This is a genomic window from Vibrio sp. 2130-1 (assembly GCF_033339515.1).
The window spans coordinates 1-17,561 of the sequence record NZ_JAWOUT010000022.1 but is presented as its reverse complement, the minus strand read 5'-3'; the positions used below and the strand labels follow the sequence as shown (position 1 = coordinate 17,561).

Sequence of the window (17,561 nt, the reverse complement as noted above, 5' to 3'; positions counted from 1 at the left end):
TTATTCGTCGTCAAAACTCGTCAATATTTTTAGAAATGACGATTTTGTCGAATACCCCACTGGAGAAATTGCACTTAACCTCACGCTATTTTGCGTATAAAGTTTAAAGGTATCTTATCTGAGGACCATTCTATGTTTCGTCTCTTGACGCTCATATCATCTCTACTTGTTACTTTGACTCCTTTTTCCTCTTATGCAGAGCCACAGCATTGGTTAGCGAAAAAAGGGGAAACCGAACTTATGATTATTGGCTCGGTACATGTGGGGGATAAAACGATGTACCCACTCCCTAGAACGGTCATCCAGCATTTAAGCCAAAGCGCAGGGTTGATTATTGAAGCAGACGTCAGGAATTCTGAAGGCTTGGTTTACCCACAAACAACCATTCTTTCTAAAGATGTTTTAGACAGAGCTCAACGTCGCCACTTAATTGAAATTGCCCAAGATTTAGGTTTGCCAGAAACTCAACTCCTAAATTCCCCACCTTGGATGGCGGCATTCACCATCCAACTCGCTTTAGTCAACAAACTGGGGTATGTCTCTGATAAAGGGGTCGACATGCACTTAATAGGACTCGCTGATAAAAAGCAAATCCCGGTCATTCCACTAGAGTCCGTGCAATTCCAAATCGATTTAATCGCAGGTCAATCAGAAGGCGGTAAAGAGATGCTCCTCTCATCAATTGAAGAATATGATGGCGGAGAAGAGTTGGTTCAATGCTTGATAGAGAGTTGGAAGAGTGGTGATGGTAGCATGTTGGTCGAAGCCTCTTTGACCGATCATCCAACAGAAGAGTTTAACCAAGCCTTTTTATACGAGCGTAATCGAGATTGGGCTAAAAAACTCGACACTGGCAGTGTTCTACCTCAACAATCGGGTCGCTACACCGTTGTTGTTGGTGGCTTGCATTTAGTAGGTAAAGATAACCTGATTGAACTGCTTAAAAATCGGGGATTTAACATCAAACCACTGGGTAAGACGCGCCAAGCAAATTGTGATATCTAGTGATTGTTTGAAAAATGCCATTTAAATACAATTATTTAAATACAACCATTTAAAATTCATTCAAACTTTCTTATTAAAACGCCGTTAAGCTAAGTGGATACAAAACAACTCATATGAAATTTAAATATTTATTCCTATACACGATGGGAATTATGCTCACTTCTTCGCTGTCTTATGCTAAACCGCCATGCAACGTAGAAGCTTTTCAAGCTATTGATATAACTCCGGAAGTAAAAGGCGGTGTTTTAGATAAAGAGAGTGGTCAATTTCTTATTACCGAAAAACCAATGATGCGTTGCGCGAACATCACGTTTTCAACAGCCCACACTCGAAATCGCGTTGCACATATGATGAACCAAGGCTTTGAAGCGGTTTACTATGATGGAAATACAAGCAAATCTCACTCAGTAACGTTTGATGAAGACGATTTAAAAGCGGGTTACGTCAAGATTGGGCCAAATCACCCAAAGACCGCTTATGTCTGTTTCACTACTTCTGAAACTCCTATCAATACTATCTCGTGTGACATCAAGTAATAAATTTACTCGCTCTAAAAAATGAAAAGGCCCTACATTTCTGTAGAGCCTTCCTCTCAATACGTGTCGGTGAAGAGCCATGTTCTAACTTCAAGCGAACCCCATTTGGTTCGATACTATTGAAGTCTAAAATTACTAGCGCCAAAAACGACGAAAGCCTGCTCATTGAGCAGGCTTTCTAAAAGTGATCGGTGAAGTAGGGATTCGACGCGACTAGGCTTCCAGAGGACTGGCATTCCAGACCCCGATCCTCTGGTTCCAAATAAATATCACCAAATACGAAAAAGGCTCTACATTTCTGTAGAGCCTTTTTCTCAATATGGTCGGTGAAGAGGGATTCGAACCCCCGACCCTCTGGTCCCAAACCAGATGCGCTACCAAGCTGCGCTATTCACCGAGATGTTTAACTGAGGAATTGTCCCCGTCAACGAATGCGTATATTACGGATTCTGAACTGTGGCGCAAGTGCTTTTTACAAAAAAACCTTAGGTCTTAATTCGTTTGATGAATAACTGAACACTAGCACGTAAAATGTGACTGATAACTCACAACAAAATACAGTTTATTAACCTTAGCAACATAATTGATCCAGATCAGTGTGCAACAAGACACCGCCATTTAGTTTATTCCTGTCGGGAACATCTTGGAGGAAACGTATGGACTTTTGGCTTGATCTCCTATTTGGTAATGCAGTGGGTCTATCGTCAATGATAGTAATTTTTGGGGCAATTGGTCTGATGTTATTTTACGGCGGTTTCTTCATATACAAGATCATGAACGACAAATCTCCTCACTAGATCTCGCTTAGCTCTAGAAACGCTTTGCACCGGAGTCGGTTACTTGCCTACTCCGGTTTTTTATTTGATCTCAATGCACCACTCATTGATATAATCCTATTATTCTTCCCTGTTCTTAATGAGATTACTGCTATGTCTCACGACGACGATTTTGATCTATTTCAACAGATGATGGGCGATGTAAAGCCAATCACTCAAGACACCACCGAACACAAAAAAGTACACCAAGTAACAGAAGCACAGCTCGCAAAACGCGAAGCAGCAATCTGGTTAACGGAAGATGACCCAGAATACCTATCACTTGATCACGCTGAAATGCTCAAGCCAGAGGACTTTGTTGAGTTCAAACGTGATGGTGTACAGGACGGGGTTTACCGCAAACTTCGCCTTGGTAAGTATCCAATCCAAGCTCGCTTGGATTTGCACCGTAAAACATTGAAAGAAGCACGTGATGAAGTCGTGACGTTTTTAAAGCAATGCCTATCAATGGACATTAGAACGGTCGTTATCGTCCATGGTCGAGGAGAACGCTCAAATCCACCTGCAATGATGAAAAGCTTTGTTAGCAGTTGGCTACGACAAATAAAGGAAGTCCAATGCGTCCATAGTGCGCAACGCTTTCACGGTGGAACTGGAGCCGTTTACGTCCTACTTAGAAAAAGTGCGGAAAAGAAATTAGAAACCCGCGAACGTCACCAAAAACGGTTAGGCTAAATTTCACCCTAATGCTAGAATGCCCGCCCTTATTCTTCCTTCCCCTTAAAGGAAGGGAGCTTCATTCGCCGTTGTGAAACGTTAGGAGACAAAAATGTCACAAGACAACGCTAAACGATTAAATAAATTCATCAGTGAAACGGGGTTTTGCTCACGCCGTGAAGCAGACAGACTAATTGAGCAAGGCCGTGTCACCATTAATGGCAACAAACCTGAAATGGGGACAAAAGTGCTACCTGGTGATGATGTTTGTGTGGATGGTAAGCCAGTGGCAGAAAAAGAGAAGCCGATTTATATCGCTCTCAATAAACCAACAGGCATCACCTGTACAACTGAGAGAGACGTCCCTGGAAACATCGTTGATTTCATCGGCCACCAAAAACGTATCTTTCCGATCGGCCGCTTAGACAAACCCTCTGATGGTCTGATCTTTTTGACCAACGATGGCGACATCGTGAACAAAATCCTTCGCGCAGGCAACAGCCACGAAAAAGAGTACGTCGTACGCGTGGACAAGCCAATTACAGGCGAGTTTCTCAAACAGATGTCGAGTGGCGTTAAGATTCTCGACACAGTCACCCTACCTTGTAAGGTAACAAAAGAGACTAAATTCTCTTTCCGTATTGTGCTCACTCAAGGACTTAACCGTCAGATCCGTCGCATGTGTGAAGCGCTGGGCTATGAAGTATTCAAGCTGCGTCGCGTTCGCATCATGAATATCTCTCTTGATGGTATTCCGAATGGAAAATGGCGTTATCTAAGTGACGAAGAAGTGGCAGAGATCCTAGCAATGTGTGAAGGCTCGGTAGGTACAGAAGAAGCATCAAAAACAGACTCTAGAGGTCGCAACATTCGTAAAGCGACCGACGCGAAGCTGTTTGATAGCCGTGAAGAAAACCAAGATTCTACTGCTCGTCGTAACCAGAAGACACGAACTTTCCGTGGTAACAATGCTGATGAATTCCGTCATGCACCAAACTCGAAAAAAGGTCAACAAAAGCGTCGTCAGCGTGATGATGAAGGCGGACGTCCAGCTAAAGAACATTACAAAGCGAAATCACAAGGTGAACGCAGCAGACCGCAAGGCGAGCATGGTAAATCGCACCGTAAACCAGATGCATCGAGCAATACGCATTCAGCAAACAAGCCTCAATCACCGAGTAAGCCTAAGCAGCATTACATGAACCCAAATGCCGCGAAACCAAGCAAACCAGCTAAACGCACTGGTGGTACATTGAGTCTGAAGAAGTAACGCTTCACTGACAGGCAAGATCAAAAAAGGACGCTCATGAGCGTCCTTTTTATTTGTCATGAGTTTACAAACAAAGAGGTGCAAACTGACCGCGAGTTAAGCTCAGCAAATCTCTCGGGGCTAACTCAATTTCTAAACCACGTTTACCAGCACTCACACAGATTGTGTCTTGCTCTACTGCGCTTTCGTGCAAAAAAGTAGGTAAGGCTTTCTTCTGCCCTAGTGGGCTAATTCCACCAACGACATAACCTGTGGTCTTTTGCGCGATTTCCGGATCAGCCATATCGGCCTTTTTGCCCTTCGCTGCTTTCGCCGCCAGTTTTAGGTTTAGCTTTTGATCAACAGGGATAATCGCAACCGCAAGGTTCTTTGGCTCCCCGTTCAAGCAGAACAATAAGGTTTTAAATACTGTTTTCGGATCCTGCCCCAGTACTTCAGCAGCCTCCAAGCCATAACTATCGGCTCTAGGGTCATGCTCATACTGATGAATCGTGTGTGGAATTTTTTTCTTTTTCGCAAGATTAATGGCCGGAGTCATCAAGATTCTCCTCATAAAAACAAAAAGCGCAGACTGAATTGGATCTGCGCTTTTAGTTAATGATATCAGCGAGTTTGAGTCAATCGCTTTTTCTCTGTTGGGTTACTGATCAATCGCCGTATCAACTAAATACGTGATTTCACCTGAAGGGGCATACTCATTAACATCAATAGGGCTGTGTGTTTCTAAATAATCCTTCAGAACCTCAGCATCGGTAAAACCTGTATTTACATACCCTGGATGATCGTCGATTTTAGGGTAACCATCTCCACCAGCAGCATTATAGCTTGGTACGGTAAAGCGGTAATTACCATCTAAGCGAAGTTGCTTATTACCAATGAACACATTGGTTACCTCACCATTATTGATACTCATCGCAATGCCGGCAAACTGTGCATAAGCACCAGAGTCAACAGGCTTAGTTGCAACGACATTTAGATAATCTAATACCTCTTTACCCGTCATATCAACGTAAGAAACCATATTGCCAAATGGCTGAACAGTGAGCACGTCTTTATAAGTAATATCACCCGCAGCAATCGAATCTCGAACACCACCAGAATTCATTACGGCGAAATCTGCTTTCGCACGTTCCATGTGAGCCGTTGCAATTAATCGACCTAAGTTTGTTTGCTGGTAACGAACCACATTGCGGTCACCCTCAAGCTTACCGTTAGATTCTGCAATCTTCACGTTTAGCTTGCCCTGACCTTTTTCTTGATAAGGACGAAGAAACTCAAGCATCATTTCGTCTTGTTTAATCTCTTCTTGGATAAAGACTCGTTGTGACTGACCATCAACTTTAACTTTCTTTTTCAAGTTTACAGGGATCAGATCGTAGCTCACCATCGAGAGTTCGCCATTACGAAACTCGTAATCGGCGCGTCCCACATATTTCCCCCACTCATGTGCCTGAACAATAAAGGTACCATTTTGTTTATCGGGCTGACATTCATCACCTGGTTTAAAGTTCTTTTTGATAACGTTTGGCCCTTCCATACAAACAGGCTCTTGTGAGTGTCCTCCAACGATCATGTCGAGATCGCCGTCATTCAAATAACGAGCTAACGCCACATCGCCGGGAGCATTGATGCCTCTATTACCATTTTCATAGTGTCCCATATGCGTGACAGCAAAAATCAGATCTGGATACTCTGTTTCTTTCAGTTCTGCAATCAGCTTCTTGGCTTCTTCTTTTGGGTCACGGAAGTCAATTTGTTCAATGAATTCAGGGTTGCCAAGTTTCGCTGTGTCTTCGGTTGTAAGGCCAATGACCGCAATTTTAATGCCCTGCTTGTTAAACATCGCGTATGGTTGGAATAAACGCTTGCCAGTATTTTTATCGTAAATATTGGCAGACAACATCGGAAAGTTTGCCCACTCTTGCTGCTTGAATAGCACGTCCAATGGATTATCAAACTCATGATTACCTAGAGCCATCGCATCGTAACCAATTTTGCTCATGCCTTTAAAATCCGGCTCGGCATCTTGTAAATCAGACTCAGGTACTCCTGTGTTGATGTCGCCACCAGAAAGCAGTAACACGCTGCCCCCCTCATCCTGTATTTCTTCGCGCAAATCATCGATTAACGTTTTACGCGCCGCCATGCCATATTCACCGTATCGATTTTGCCAAAAGCGACCATGATGATCGTTAGTGTGCAACACGGTCAATTTATAGGTTGTATCGGCATTCCATTCTGGTGCAGGTTGCGTAGCACACCCAGCTAACGAGGCCAAGATAGCGGCACTCAAAACAGTTTTGATCATCAGACGCTGATTCATTTATTTACCTTTTTCTTATTGGGATTACTGACGCACATTTTAGGAATTCGATCTATTTGAAAACCACGTGCACCCTAACACATTGATTTAATAATTATGATGCATTGTTTAGCAATAACAAATTCATCAGTAACAAGTTTGAGAATTTACAGTTTTTCAGATAAAAAAATAGCCAACACTCGGTTGGCTATAGTATTTGTTACCACCAGTCATCTGGCGTTTACTTGATATCGATATCTGCAAAGCTCTTGATTAGATCATCAAGCGATTTCATTTGTGCTAAGAATGGCTCTAACTTGTCTAGAGGCAGTGCAGATGGGCCATCACAACGCGCTTGGTCTGGGTTTGGGTGCGCTTCGATAAATAGACCTGCGATGCCTGTCGCTAGACCCGCTTTTGCAAGCTCAACTGTCTGCTCACGACGGCCGCCAGATGCTGCGCCTGATGGGTCACGCATTTGTAGTGAGTGCGTTACGTCAAAGATGATTGGGCTACCTTTTGAAGCATTTTTCATCACACCAAAACCAAGCATATCTACAACTAGGTTATCGTAACCGTGGCAAGAACCGCGCTCACATAGGATGATCTTGTCGTTACCGCATTCTGCGAACTTCTCAACGATGTTACCCACTTGACCAGGGCTCATAAATTGAGGTTTCTTCACGTTGATAACCGCACCTGTTTTAGCCATAGCTTCAACAAGGTCAGTTTGACGAGCTAGGAATGCAGGAAGCTGAATAACGTCTACCACGTCAGCGACAGGTTGAGCTTGCGCTTCAGTGTGAACGTCCGTGATGATCTTTACACCAAAAGTGTCTTTCAGCTCCTGAAAGATTTTCATACCTTCTTCCAGACCTGGACCACGGTATGAATGAACAGAACTGCGGTTTGCTTTGTCAAACGACGCCTTAAATACGTAAGGAATACCAAGTTTTTCCGTTACTTTTACGTAGTGCTCACAGATCTGCATCGCAAGATCACGAGACTCAAGAACGTTCATACCTGCAAATAGGGTGAATGGCTTGTCGTTAGCAACCTGAATGTCGCCGATATTAACGATTTTCTGTTCCATTTTGATTCTCTTTTTCTGTCCACGATACACCACCGTTCGGCACATCGATAAAATTAGTGAAGTGTGACGTGCGTTTCACTCATCACATTAACTTGTGATTTTAGTAGCTCGGAAGCCGGATCGTCAGGGCATTGGTCAATAAAGTACTGAAAATCTGATACCGCTACTTGAGGGCACTCTAGCTGTTGGAAAATAAAACCACGGTCACGAATTTCGTATGGGTCATCTGGCACAAATGTTAGAGCAAGATTTGTACAACGTAATGCCAGCGTATAATGCTCTTCACGCAACATCGCACTTTTAATCAACGCCAACCAGCGACCAATAATTGTTGGGTTGTCAGCTTCCTCAAAATGTTCAGGCTTTAGCTGAGCTAGCGGTCCTTCTTGGCCAATAAGCCAAGCTTGAAGAATCCTTTCACCTACATACTCACCATTAAATGGGTTGATGTAGTCTGGCTTCTTATGCATCCAGTCGACTTTTAACAGGAACTGAGTAGGGAAAGTAACTCCCTTCAACGGGAACCCCAGCTTTTTGCCTAGGTATAACAAAATCGAACCTAAGCTCACAGGAATACCTTTTCTGCGCTCCAACACTTTATCGATGAAGCTGTTGTCCGAAATAAAGTATTCCTGCTCGTCGCCTTTAAACCCCCACTCGTGGAAAAACAGTCGTAGGAATGCATCAAATCGTTGCTCTTCATCGGTTTCATGAACAAGCGTGGCTTCTGCATCTTTGTAAAGACGCTCTAACTCTTGTTTCGCCCAATGTACTTTGGTTTCTGGGTTAATCGCTTTGTTTAGCTCAAGCGCACCTTCCACCAACGGTATATTGTCAAAATCTTCGTCAAAAAACTCTAACATGACGTCTATCCAAATAACGTAGGGCTCTTAGACACAGCAATGTTTGCAGCCATGACCAACCAACCTAATGCGCCGAAAAAGCCAAATATCTTCAGTAGGTTGTTTTTCGCAAGTTTCAATGAGAAGAATCCAAGCGCAATGTACGCCAGTACGCAGGTGATTTTGTTTGTTAACCACGGTGCGGCATCGGTAAACGGGATGAAACCAGTAATGAAAATAAGCGCGATACCTGACACTAGCAATGCAGTATCAACGATGTGGGGAAACACTTTCAAAAAGCGATTATTTCGCTTCGGTGAGTTCATCATCATTAACACGAATCGGATCGATAGTAGCGTCGCACTGAGAGCGATCGTCACTAAGTGTATGTGTTTTAGAGCTACGTACATTTTTCTTCTCTTTTTAGTTAGTGTTTGCTGACTTCCATGATTAACTGGCCAGACAACCAAGCGTTACTCGATCGTTACCGCCATAATCTTTTTCCGTAGCGACCTGTTGGTAACCAAAGCCACGCATTATCTCACGCACCGCCTCACCTTGATCATAACCATGTTCAAATGCCAGCCAACCGCCCACTTCAAGATACTGACGAGCAAGATCCGAGATATGACGAATATCAGCTAAGCCATTCTCTTTAGCAACTAATGCAGATTTTGGCTCAAAGCGCACATCACCTTGGGATAAATGTGGATCTTTTTCATCAATATATGGCGGGTTGGAGACAATTAAAGCAAACTTCGTACCTTCTGTAATAGGCTCAAACCAACTGCCTTGAGCAAAGGTCACATTTTTGATGTTTAGCTGCTCAGCATTGTACTCTGCAAGTGCTTTCGCTTCTTGCTTAAGGTCTACGCCCATCACTTGACGTTTTGGCATTTCAGATGCGAGTGCGATAGCAATTGCCCCCGTCCCCGTTCCAAGATCTAAAATAGGCCCAGTTTGCTCGTAGGTCTTATCGAGTGCAACCTCGACCAAACGTTCTGTATCCGGTCTTGGGATCAAGGTAGAGGGAGAAACTTTGAACGGTAAAGACCAAAACTCTCGCTCACCAATAATATAAGCGACGGGTTCACCAGTTAAACGTCGTTCAAGTAGAGCGTCGAATTTTGCTTGTTGCTCTGCTTCTAATGCTTTTTCTGGCCAGGTCAGTAGATAAGTTCGTGGTTTGCCAAGGACATGGCAAAGGAGTACAGCTGCATCGAGAGAAGGCGACTCTTTGCCGCCTTCTGCCAGTTTCGCCGTCGCACTTTTCAGTGCTTGCTCAATCGATTGAACTTGGCTCATCGATTAGCCGTTCTCTGCGAGCGCCGCAAGTTGGTCTGCTTGGTGCTCTTGAATCACAGGATCAATCAAGCTCTGCAGGTCACCTTCCATCACTTCGTTCAAACGATAGATGGTTAGGTTGATACGGTGATCAGACACACGACCTTGTGGGTAGTTGTATGTACGAATACGGTCACTACGGTCACCAGAACCTAGAAGGTTACGACGTGTATCAGACACTTCTGCGGCACGACGCTCTTCTTCCGCTTGAACGATACGAGCAGCAAGAACCGCCATTGCTTTCGCTTTGTTCTTGTGCTGTGAACGCTCATCCTGACACTCTACTACCGTACCCGTTGGTAAGTGGGTAATACGAATTGCAGAATCCGTGGTGTTAACGTGCTGACCACCCGCGCCAGATGCACGGAACGTATCGATTTTCAGGTCTGCTGCTTTGATTTCAGGCAGATCCGCTTCAGGGATTTCCGCCATTACTGCTACTGTACAAGCAGAAGTATGCACACGGCCTTGAGATTCAGTTGCAGGAACACGCTGTACACGGTGACCGCCTGACTCAAATTTCAACACGCCGTATGCACCGTCGCCGCTTACTTTCGCGATCATCTCTTTGTAACCACCGTGCTCTGCCTCGTTTGAAGACATGACTTCGATGCGCCAGCCACGCTTTTCTGCGTACTTGCTGTACATACGGAATAGATCACCCGCGAAGATACCCGCTTCGTCGCCACCCGCACCTGCACGAATTTCTAGGAAACAGTTACGATCATCGTTCGGATCTTTTGGCAGAAGAAGAATCTGTAACTCATCAGTAAGACGCTCAATCGTCGCTTTCGCTTCTTTGATTTCTTCTTGCGCCATTTCACGCATTTCTTCGTCGTCTTCGTTTGCCATCTCTTCAGCGGCGACAAGATCTTCTTGTGCTTGTTGATAAGCTTGGAAGCACTTGGTTACTTCTTCTAGCTGAGAGTACTCTCTTGATAGAGCACGGAATTTGTCCTGATTTCCAATTACATCAGGATCACCAAGAAGATGTTGAACTTCTTCGTAACGTTCTACTAGCGTTTCTAGCTTAGTCAGAATAGAGGCTTTCATAGTGTCGTTTTCTTAATAAAAAGCGTGAGTTATAGATCATCCAAGCCAAGTGTTTGGCGGATAATCGTTAATTTTGCTGGTTCGCCTTGCTCTGCTGCACTTTGCAATGCGCGAGTTGGAGCGTGAATCAGTTTGTTGGTGAGTTTATTACTCAGCTCGCGCAGCACTTTCTCCGGATCTGCGCCTGCCGCTAAAGATTGCAAACTTTTGCTCAGTAACTCTTCACGAATTTCGTTGGCTGATTTGCGATAGTCGCGAATACTATCGACGGCTTGCAGTGAACGCAACCATGTCATAAATGCAGCGCTTTCTTCACTAACAATCGCTTCAGCTTGAATCGCTTCGACTTTACGCTGCTCAATGTTGCTGTCGATGATAGATTGCAAGTCATCAACAGAATACAGATATGCGTCGTTCAGTTCACCGACTTCCGACTCTACATCTCGCGGCACCGCAATATCGACTAACAAGATAGGTTGATGTCGGCGCTGCTTTAGAGCCGTTTCGACCATACCTTTGCCAATAATAGGCAATGGGCTCGCCGTTGAGCTAATCACAATGTCCGCTTTCGCCAAATGTTCAGGAATTTCGTTCAAACTGATCACTTCTGCGCCAAATTGGTCCGCTAAGCCTTGCGCGCGCTCTTTAGTGCGGTTCGCGACAATCATTTTTGTGCAACCGTTGGACGCTAAATGCTTCGCGACCAATTCAATCGTCTCACCCGCACCAACTAAAAGCACGGTTGAATCTGATAACGACTCAAAAATATGTTTTGCCAGTGTACATGCCGCATAAGCCACGGACACGGCATTACCACCAATATCTGTCTCTGTTCTCACCCGTTTGGCGACTGAGAACGTCTTTTGAAACAGTTTATCAATCGAGGCATCGACAGCTTGATGATCTCGCGAGTCAGAAAATGCTTGCTTTACCTGCCCCAAAATTTGAGGCTCACCCAACACCAGAGAGTCAAGACCGCACGATACGCGCATCAAATGCTTTATTGCAGCTTGTTCTTCATGAACATACAAACTCGGCATTAAATCTTCGCGGCTCACTTGATGAAATTGAGCAAGCCAATCGATCAACTTGCTTCGCGCTCCTTGCTTAACATCGCAGTACAACTCAGTTCGGTTACAGGTTGAAACAATCACACTGCCGTTAACTGCTTCGTGCTCTCTAAGTTGCTCGAGTGCAGGGCCGAGTTTATCCGGACCAAACGCCACCTTCTCTCGCAAGTCGACAGACGCTGTATTGTGATTAATTCCAATAGCAAGCAAGGACATCTAACGTGGTATCTCTGGGATAGGTTATAAAATAGGTCCAGAATTTTACTGTAAGCACGCATTTATTGAAAGGGTAAGCCGGATTTGTTTTCCTAAGTGCGACTTTTCAATGCTATAGTTGTGAGCGATTCCCGATGAAACTGATTAATAAGCCATCAAACATGACGTTACGCTCCTTTATTCTTTTTTTCTTGTCGAGCTTACTGCTCGCTGGTTGTTCGTCCGTTCCTGAAAGTGTTACCAGCGTTGAATGGCAAGCTCATGAGCAGCGACTCGAAACCATCCGAGATTTTCAAGCAACGGGGAAACTTGGTTATATTGGCCCAGACCAAAGACAAAATTTAAACTTCTACTGGAAACATTCTTCAGCACTAAGCCAGTTGCGTTTAACAACGATTCTCGGACAAACGGCATTAAAGCTCACCATCACCCCACAAGGCGCCACAGTAGAAACTTACGACGATCAGGTCCTTTCTTCTCGCAGTGCTAACCAGCTGATTTACCGTCTTACAGGGTTAATGATGCCCGTCGATCACATGCCTGACTGGCTATTAGGTCTACCGACCGATGCCGACAAATTCCAACTGTCTCCAACCAATACACTGCAAGCGTTAAACAAACAAATTGGTTTAAATGATTGGAGTATTGCTTATCAACGATATGGCGACGTTCAATGGCATGAACAGTCTCTCCCTCTGCCAAATAAGCTGAAACTCACCACAACTGATGTCAAAATAAATCTAGTGATCACAAAATGGAACATCACCCAATGATTGAACTTTCAACACGCTGGCCATCACCAGCGAAATTGAATCTCTTTCTATATATCAACGGCCGTACAGAGAATGGCTACCACGAGTTACAAACCTTATTCCAATTCGTCGATCACGGCGATGAGCTCACCATTCAAGCGAACCATTCTGGTGATATTACGATTTCTCCAGACATAGAAGGTGTGCCCCTTCAAGACAATTTAATTTGGAAAGCAGCAACCGCGCTTCAAACTTACTCAAACTGCCCTTTTGGCGCGCATATTGAGCTACAGAAAGTGCTGCCTATGGGTGGAGGCATTGGTGGGGGCTCATCGAATGCAGCTACAGCATTAGTGGCACTGAATTACTTATGGCAACTGAATCTAACTGACGACGAACTGGCTGAAATAGGTTTAAAACTAGGCGCAGACGTGCCCGTATTTGTGCGCGGATTTGCAGCTTTTGCTGAAGGTGTTGGTGAAAAACTCTCTCCTGCTTATCCCGAAGAAAAATGGTATTTAGTCGTCAGACCGAATGTATCTATCGCAACCGTCGACGTTTTTTGTCATCCAGATCTGACGCGAAACACCCCAAAACGAGATCTAGAAACACTTTTAAATACGCCAAGCGTAAACGATTGCGAAAAAATTGTACGAATGCTCTACCCAGAGGTTGATAAGCAACTTTCTTGGCTGCTACAATACGCGCCGTCAAGATTGACGGGGACAGGATCTTGCGTTTTTGCTGAATTTTCGAGCAAATCTGAAGCAGAAACTATCCTTGCACAACTCTCTGATAAAGTCTCGGCATTTGTCGCTCAAGGGCGCAATATTTCGCCATTAAAAGAGACTTTGGCTGAATACCAATCAGCCTCACACCGACCTATTTAAACTGGACGCAAACCCGAGGTTTCCACCGTGCCTGATATGAAGCTATTTGCTGGTAACGCAACACCTGAACTAGCCCAACGTATTGCTGATCGTCTTTACATCTCTCTTGGTGATGCATCTGTTTCTCGCTTTTCTGATGGCGAAGTTGCAGTTCAAATCAATGAGAATGTTCGTGGTAGCGATGTTTTCATCATTCAATCCACTTGTGCACCGACTAACGACAACCTAATGGAATTGGTTGTTATGATTGATGCAATGCGCCGTGCTTCAGCAGGCCGTATCACTGCAGTTATCCCTTACTTCGGCTACGCTCGCCAAGACCGTCGTGTACGTTCTGCGCGTGTGCCAATTACTGCAAAAGTTGTTGCTGATTTCCTATCTAACGTTGGTGTTGACCGCGTTCTAACTATCGACCTACACGCAGAGCAAATTCAAGGCTTCTTCGATGTACCTGTAGACAACATCTTCGGCACGCCAGTGCTACTTGAAGATATGCAGGCTCGCGGTCTAGATAACCCTGTAGTGGTATCTCCTGACCTAGGTGGCGTTGTTCGTGCTCGTGCAACAGCAAAAGCACTAGGCGACATCGACATCGCAATCGTAGATAAGCGTCGTCCACGTGCAAACGTTTCTGAAGTAATGAACCTAATCGGTGATGTTGAAGGTCGTGACTGTGTGATCGTTGATGACATGATCGACACAGGTGGCACACTATGTAAAGCAGCTGAAGCACTAAAAGAGCGCGGTGCTAAGCGTGTATTCGCTTACGCTACTCACGCAGTATTCTCAGGCAACGCTGCGGATAACATCAAGAACTCAGTTCTTGACCAAGTTATCGTAACTGACTCTATCTCTCTGTCTAAAGAGATGGCTGCAACAGGTAAAGTGACAACACTAAGCCTATCTCGCATGCTGGCTGAAGCGATTCGTCGTATCAGCAACGAAGAGTCAATCTCTGCAATGTTCAACTAACACGAACATTTCAGTTACACTGATTTCAAAAGCACCCCTCTTTGGGGTGTTTTTTTATTTGTACTGATAACTAGAAAATCCCTTGGTCGCCCACTGCGAGAATTCTGTGCTATCATACTGCGCTTTTTGAGATTCCAGAGAGATCCTAACCTTGACTCAACCAATCAAACTTCTTGTTGGTCTTGCTAATCCGGGACCAGAATACGCCAGAACTCGTCACAATGCGGGCGCTTGGGTTGTAGAAGAATTAGCACGCGTTCACAACGTTACACTGAAGAACGAACCAAAGTTTTTTGGTCTAACAGGACGCATTATGGTCAATGGCCAGGATCTCCGTTTGCTTATCCCAACCACCTTCATGAATCTATCAGGTAAATCGATCGCAGCGCTTGCGAAATTTTATCAAATTAAACCTGAAGAGATCATGGTTGCTCATGACGAGCTAGACTTACCGCCAGGTGTCGCTAAGTTTAAAAAAGGTGGGGGGCACGGTGGACACAACGGTCTGCGTGACACCATTAGCAAACTGGGCAATAACAAAGATTTTTATCGTCTTCGTATTGGCATTGGTCATCCGGGACACAAAGATAAAGTGGCGGGTTTTGTATTAGGTAAAGCGCCAGCTAAAGAGCAAGAGCTTTTAGATGCAGCAGCTGATGAGGCTGTTCGTTGTCTAGATATCCTGATTAAGGATGGCCTATCTAAAGCACAAAATCGCCTCCACACGTTCAAAGCTGAATAAGGTTACTATCATGGGTTTTAAATGTGGCATCGTTGGTCTACCTAACGTAGGTAAATCAACTCTGTTCAACGCACTAACTAAAGCGGGTATCGAAGCAGCAAACTTCCCGTTCTGTACCATTGAACCAAACACTGGTGTGGTTCCTGTGCCAGATCTACGTCTAGACGCACTAGCTAAGATCGTTAACCCACAGAGAGTTCTTCCAACGACGATGGAGTTCGTGGACATCGCTGGTCTTGTTGCTGGTGCATCACGTGGTGAAGGTTTAGGTAACAAATTCCTAGCTAACATCCGTGAAACAGACGCGATTGGCCACGTTGTACGTTGTTTTGAAAACGAAAACATTGTTCATGTTTCAGGTAAAGTTTCACCTATTGAAGATATCGAAGTGATCAACCTTGAACTTGCAATGGCTGACCTAGATTCTTGTGAGCGCGCGATTCAACGTAACGCGAAGAAGGCAAAAGGCGGCGATAAAGACGCAAAATTTGAACTAACCGTACTAGAAAAACTGTTACCAGTACTAACTGAAGGCGGCATGGCACGCACAGTTGAGCTATCTAAAGAAGAGTTAGCAGCGATCGGCTACTTAAACTTCCTAACACTGAAGCCAACTATGTACATTGCAAACGTAAACGAAGATGGCTTCGAAAATAATCCATATCTAGATGCGGTTCGTGAGTTCGCAGAAAAAGAAAACAATGTCGTTGTACCTGTATGTGCAGCTATCGAATCTGAACTATCTGAACTAGAAGATGAAGATCGCGAAGAATTCCTAGCAGATATGGGGATCGAAGAGCCGGGTCTGAACCGTGTAATTCGCTCTGGTTACGAACTACTGACTCTACACACCTACTTCACAGCAGGTGTTAAAGAAGTACGTGCTTGGACAATCCCTGTTGGTGCAACTGCGCCTCAGGCGGCAGGTAAGATCCACACTGACTTCGAGAAAGGCTTTATTCGTGCAGAAGTAGTCGGTTACGACGATTTCATCCAATTCAATGGTGAAAATGGCGCAAAAGACGCAGGTAAATGGCGTCTAGAAGGTAAAGACTACATCGTAAAAGATGGTGATGTTGTACACTTCCGCTTCAATGTTTAATTAAATGAATGAATTCTAAACACTTCATTTACACTAAAAGCCAGCTGTTAAGCTGGCTTTTTTAATACCTTAAGTAAATGAACAAAAATAAATTACGCAACTGCAAGCTAATTTATTTCCAGTTTTAGATCATAAACACGCCTCTTTGTTTAAAAAGGAAGCGAACGAGGTTTTTTCCGAAATTTATTAAAAAAAACTGTTGACGGATCTCACTCAACTTCGCATAATGCGCGCCGTTCCCAACGACAAGGCAACAAAGCGTTGAGAACAAAAAATATGGTTTTGGCTACGTAGCTCAGCTGGTTAGAGCACATCACTCATAATGATGGGGTCACAGGTTCGAATCCCGTCGTAGCCACCATTGATTAGATTGCTAGCATAAGCTATCAGTCACGTAGATTTAAGATGCGGAAGTGGCGGAATTGGTAGACGCACCAGATTTAGGTTCTGGCGCCGCAAGGTGTGAGAGTTCAAGTCTCTCCTTCCGCACCATATTTTAAATAGTCATTGTGACTATTGCCTGCAGGTCTATCGCCAAGCGGTAAGGCAGCGGCTTTTGATGCCGCCATTCCCTGGTTCGAATCCAGGTAGACCTGCCATTATTCAAGTGAGATTCCTTTATAAAAGGGGTTGTCACTGAGAGCGTGAAGGTTTATATTGTCTCGCTCCAAAAGATGGCTACGTAGCTCAGCTGGTTAGAGCACATCACTCATAATGATGGGGTCACAGGTTCGAATCCCGTCGTAGCCACCATGAACGACGTTATTTAGGTTTTTACCAATTACCTTGATAACTACAAAATAAGTTGCGGAAGTGGCGGAATTGGTAGACGCACCAGATTTAGGTTCTGGCGCCGCAAGGTGTGAGAGTTCAAGTCTC

The 17,561-nt window shown here is 44.5% G+C and carries 18 protein-coding genes and 5 tRNA genes; 14 read left to right on the top strand and 9 right to left on the bottom strand.

Features of this window, described 5'->3' with window-relative positions; genetic code table 11:
* Nucleotides 1-132: 132 nt before the first annotated feature.
* Nucleotides 133-1,005: a TraB/GumN family protein gene (locus tag R7Q09_RS22035; RefSeq protein ID WP_318071204.1), complete on the top strand. Its 873-nt coding sequence runs from the start codon at nt 133-135 to the stop codon at nt 1,003-1,005.
* A 152-nt stretch (nt 1,006-1,157) separates the two neighbouring features.
* Entirely contained in the window at nt 1,158-1,541 is a 384-nt protein-coding gene (locus tag R7Q09_RS22030) for a hypothetical protein (protein WP_005384085.1), read from the top strand.
* 320 nt (nt 1,542-1,861) lie between these two features.
* On the opposite strand, the gene R7Q09_RS22025 is transcribed toward R7Q09_RS22030, so the two are convergent.
* Nucleotides 1,862-1,938 (bottom strand) — tRNA-Pro (locus tag R7Q09_RS22025).
* Between the two features lie 259 nt (nt 1,939-2,197).
* On the opposite strand from R7Q09_RS22025, the gene R7Q09_RS22020 reads away from it, so the two are divergent.
* From R7Q09_RS22020 to rluF, 3 genes are all read left to right on the top strand, one after another.
* On the top strand, nt 2,198-2,338 hold the full coding sequence (locus R7Q09_RS22020) for a DUF3149 domain-containing protein (protein WP_005382236.1): 141 nt from the start codon (nt 2,198-2,200) through the stop codon (nt 2,336-2,338).
* A gap of 132 nt (nt 2,339-2,470) precedes the next feature.
* Complete coding sequence (gene smrA / locus R7Q09_RS22015; protein ID WP_005382233.1) at nt 2,471-3,052, top strand: DNA endonuclease SmrA; 582 nt, start codon at nt 2,471-2,473, stop codon at nt 3,050-3,052.
* Nucleotides 3,053-3,146: 94 nt separating this feature from the next.
* Nucleotides 3,147-4,304, top strand: a complete 1,158-nt coding sequence (rluF, locus tag R7Q09_RS22010) for a 23S rRNA pseudouridine(2604) synthase RluF (protein ID WP_262607118.1) — start codon at nt 3,147-3,149, stop codon at nt 4,302-4,304.
* 64 nt (nt 4,305-4,368) lie between these two features.
* On the opposite strand, the gene ybaK is transcribed toward rluF, so the two are convergent.
* From ybaK to hemA, 8 genes are all read right to left on the bottom strand, one after another.
* Nucleotides 4,369-4,842, bottom strand: coding sequence for a Cys-tRNA(Pro) deacylase (ybaK, locus tag R7Q09_RS22005; protein ID WP_154204786.1), 474 nt, complete (start codon nt 4,840-4,842; stop codon nt 4,369-4,371).
* Nucleotides 4,843-4,944: 102 nt separating this feature from the next.
* Nucleotides 4,945-6,627 (bottom strand): bifunctional UDP-sugar hydrolase/5'-nucleotidase UshA, encoded by a 1,683-nt coding sequence (gene ushA / locus R7Q09_RS22000; RefSeq protein WP_182016993.1) that lies wholly within the window; start codon nt 6,625-6,627, stop codon nt 4,945-4,947.
* Nucleotides 6,628-6,847: 220 nt separating this feature from the next.
* Nucleotides 6,848-7,699: a 3-deoxy-8-phosphooctulonate synthase gene (gene kdsA / locus R7Q09_RS21995; RefSeq protein WP_005384095.1), complete on the bottom strand. Its 852-nt coding sequence runs from the start codon at nt 7,697-7,699 to the stop codon at nt 6,848-6,850.
* Nucleotides 7,700-7,752: 53 nt separating this feature from the next.
* On the bottom strand, nt 7,753-8,562 hold the full coding sequence (locus R7Q09_RS21990; RefSeq protein ID WP_005384098.1) for a SirB1 family protein: 810 nt from the start codon (nt 8,560-8,562) through the stop codon (nt 7,753-7,755).
* 5 nt (nt 8,563-8,567) lie between these two features.
* Nucleotides 8,568-8,951 carry a SirB2 family protein gene (locus R7Q09_RS21985; protein ID WP_005382225.1) on the bottom strand — a complete coding sequence of 128 codons (384 nt, stop codon included), beginning with the start codon at nt 8,949-8,951 and terminating at the stop codon, nt 8,568-8,570.
* A gap of 40 nt (nt 8,952-8,991) precedes the next feature.
* Entirely contained in the window at nt 8,992-9,846 is an 855-nt protein-coding gene (gene prmC, locus R7Q09_RS21980) for a peptide chain release factor N(5)-glutamine methyltransferase (protein ID WP_042524123.1), read from the bottom strand.
* Nucleotides 9,847-9,849: 3 nt separating this feature from the next.
* Nucleotides 9,850-10,938, bottom strand: coding sequence for a peptide chain release factor 1 (gene prfA / locus R7Q09_RS21975; RefSeq protein ID WP_005382222.1), 1,089 nt, complete (start codon nt 10,936-10,938; stop codon nt 9,850-9,852).
* Between the two features lie 29 nt (nt 10,939-10,967).
* Nucleotides 10,968-12,224, bottom strand: coding sequence for a glutamyl-tRNA reductase (hemA, locus tag R7Q09_RS21970; protein WP_017819987.1), 1,257 nt, complete (start codon nt 12,222-12,224; stop codon nt 10,968-10,970).
* Nucleotides 12,225-12,358: 134 nt separating this feature from the next.
* Between hemA and lolB the strand changes: the two genes are divergently transcribed.
* The 9 genes from lolB (at nt 12,359) to R7Q09_RS21925 (ending at nt 17,435) form a co-directional block, all read left to right on the top strand.
* The gene (gene lolB / locus R7Q09_RS21965; RefSeq protein WP_213867397.1) at nt 12,359-12,997 is read left to right on the top strand and encodes a lipoprotein insertase outer membrane protein LolB; all 639 of its coding nucleotides are present in this window, start codon (nt 12,359-12,361) and stop codon (nt 12,995-12,997) included.
* Nucleotides 12,994-13,866, top strand: a complete 873-nt coding sequence (gene ispE / locus R7Q09_RS21960; RefSeq protein WP_021034139.1) for a 4-(cytidine 5'-diphospho)-2-C-methyl-D-erythritol kinase — start codon at nt 12,994-12,996, stop codon at nt 13,864-13,866. Before lolB ends, ispE begins: the two co-directional genes overlap by 4 nt.
* A gap of 27 nt (nt 13,867-13,893) precedes the next feature.
* Nucleotides 13,894-14,838, top strand: coding sequence for a ribose-phosphate pyrophosphokinase (locus R7Q09_RS21955; RefSeq protein ID WP_005393176.1), 945 nt, complete (start codon nt 13,894-13,896; stop codon nt 14,836-14,838).
* A gap of 151 nt (nt 14,839-14,989) precedes the next feature.
* Entirely contained in the window at nt 14,990-15,580 is a 591-nt protein-coding gene (gene pth, locus R7Q09_RS21950; RefSeq protein ID WP_042524127.1) for an aminoacyl-tRNA hydrolase, read from the top strand.
* Between the two features lie 10 nt (nt 15,581-15,590).
* Nucleotides 15,591-16,682, top strand: coding sequence for a redox-regulated ATPase YchF (gene ychF, locus R7Q09_RS21945; RefSeq protein ID WP_005393178.1), 1,092 nt, complete (start codon nt 15,591-15,593; stop codon nt 16,680-16,682).
* A 284-nt stretch (nt 16,683-16,966) separates the two neighbouring features.
* Nucleotides 16,967-17,043 (top strand) — tRNA-Met (locus R7Q09_RS21940).
* A gap of 46 nt (nt 17,044-17,089) precedes the next feature.
* Nucleotides 17,090-17,174, top strand: a tRNA-Leu gene (locus R7Q09_RS21935).
* A 32-nt stretch (nt 17,175-17,206) separates the two neighbouring features.
* Nucleotides 17,207-17,281 (top strand) — tRNA-Gln (locus tag R7Q09_RS21930).
* Nucleotides 17,282-17,358: 77 nt separating this feature from the next.
* Nucleotides 17,359-17,435 (top strand) — tRNA-Met (locus R7Q09_RS21925).
* The last annotated feature ends 126 nt before the right edge of the window (nt 17,436-17,561 follow it).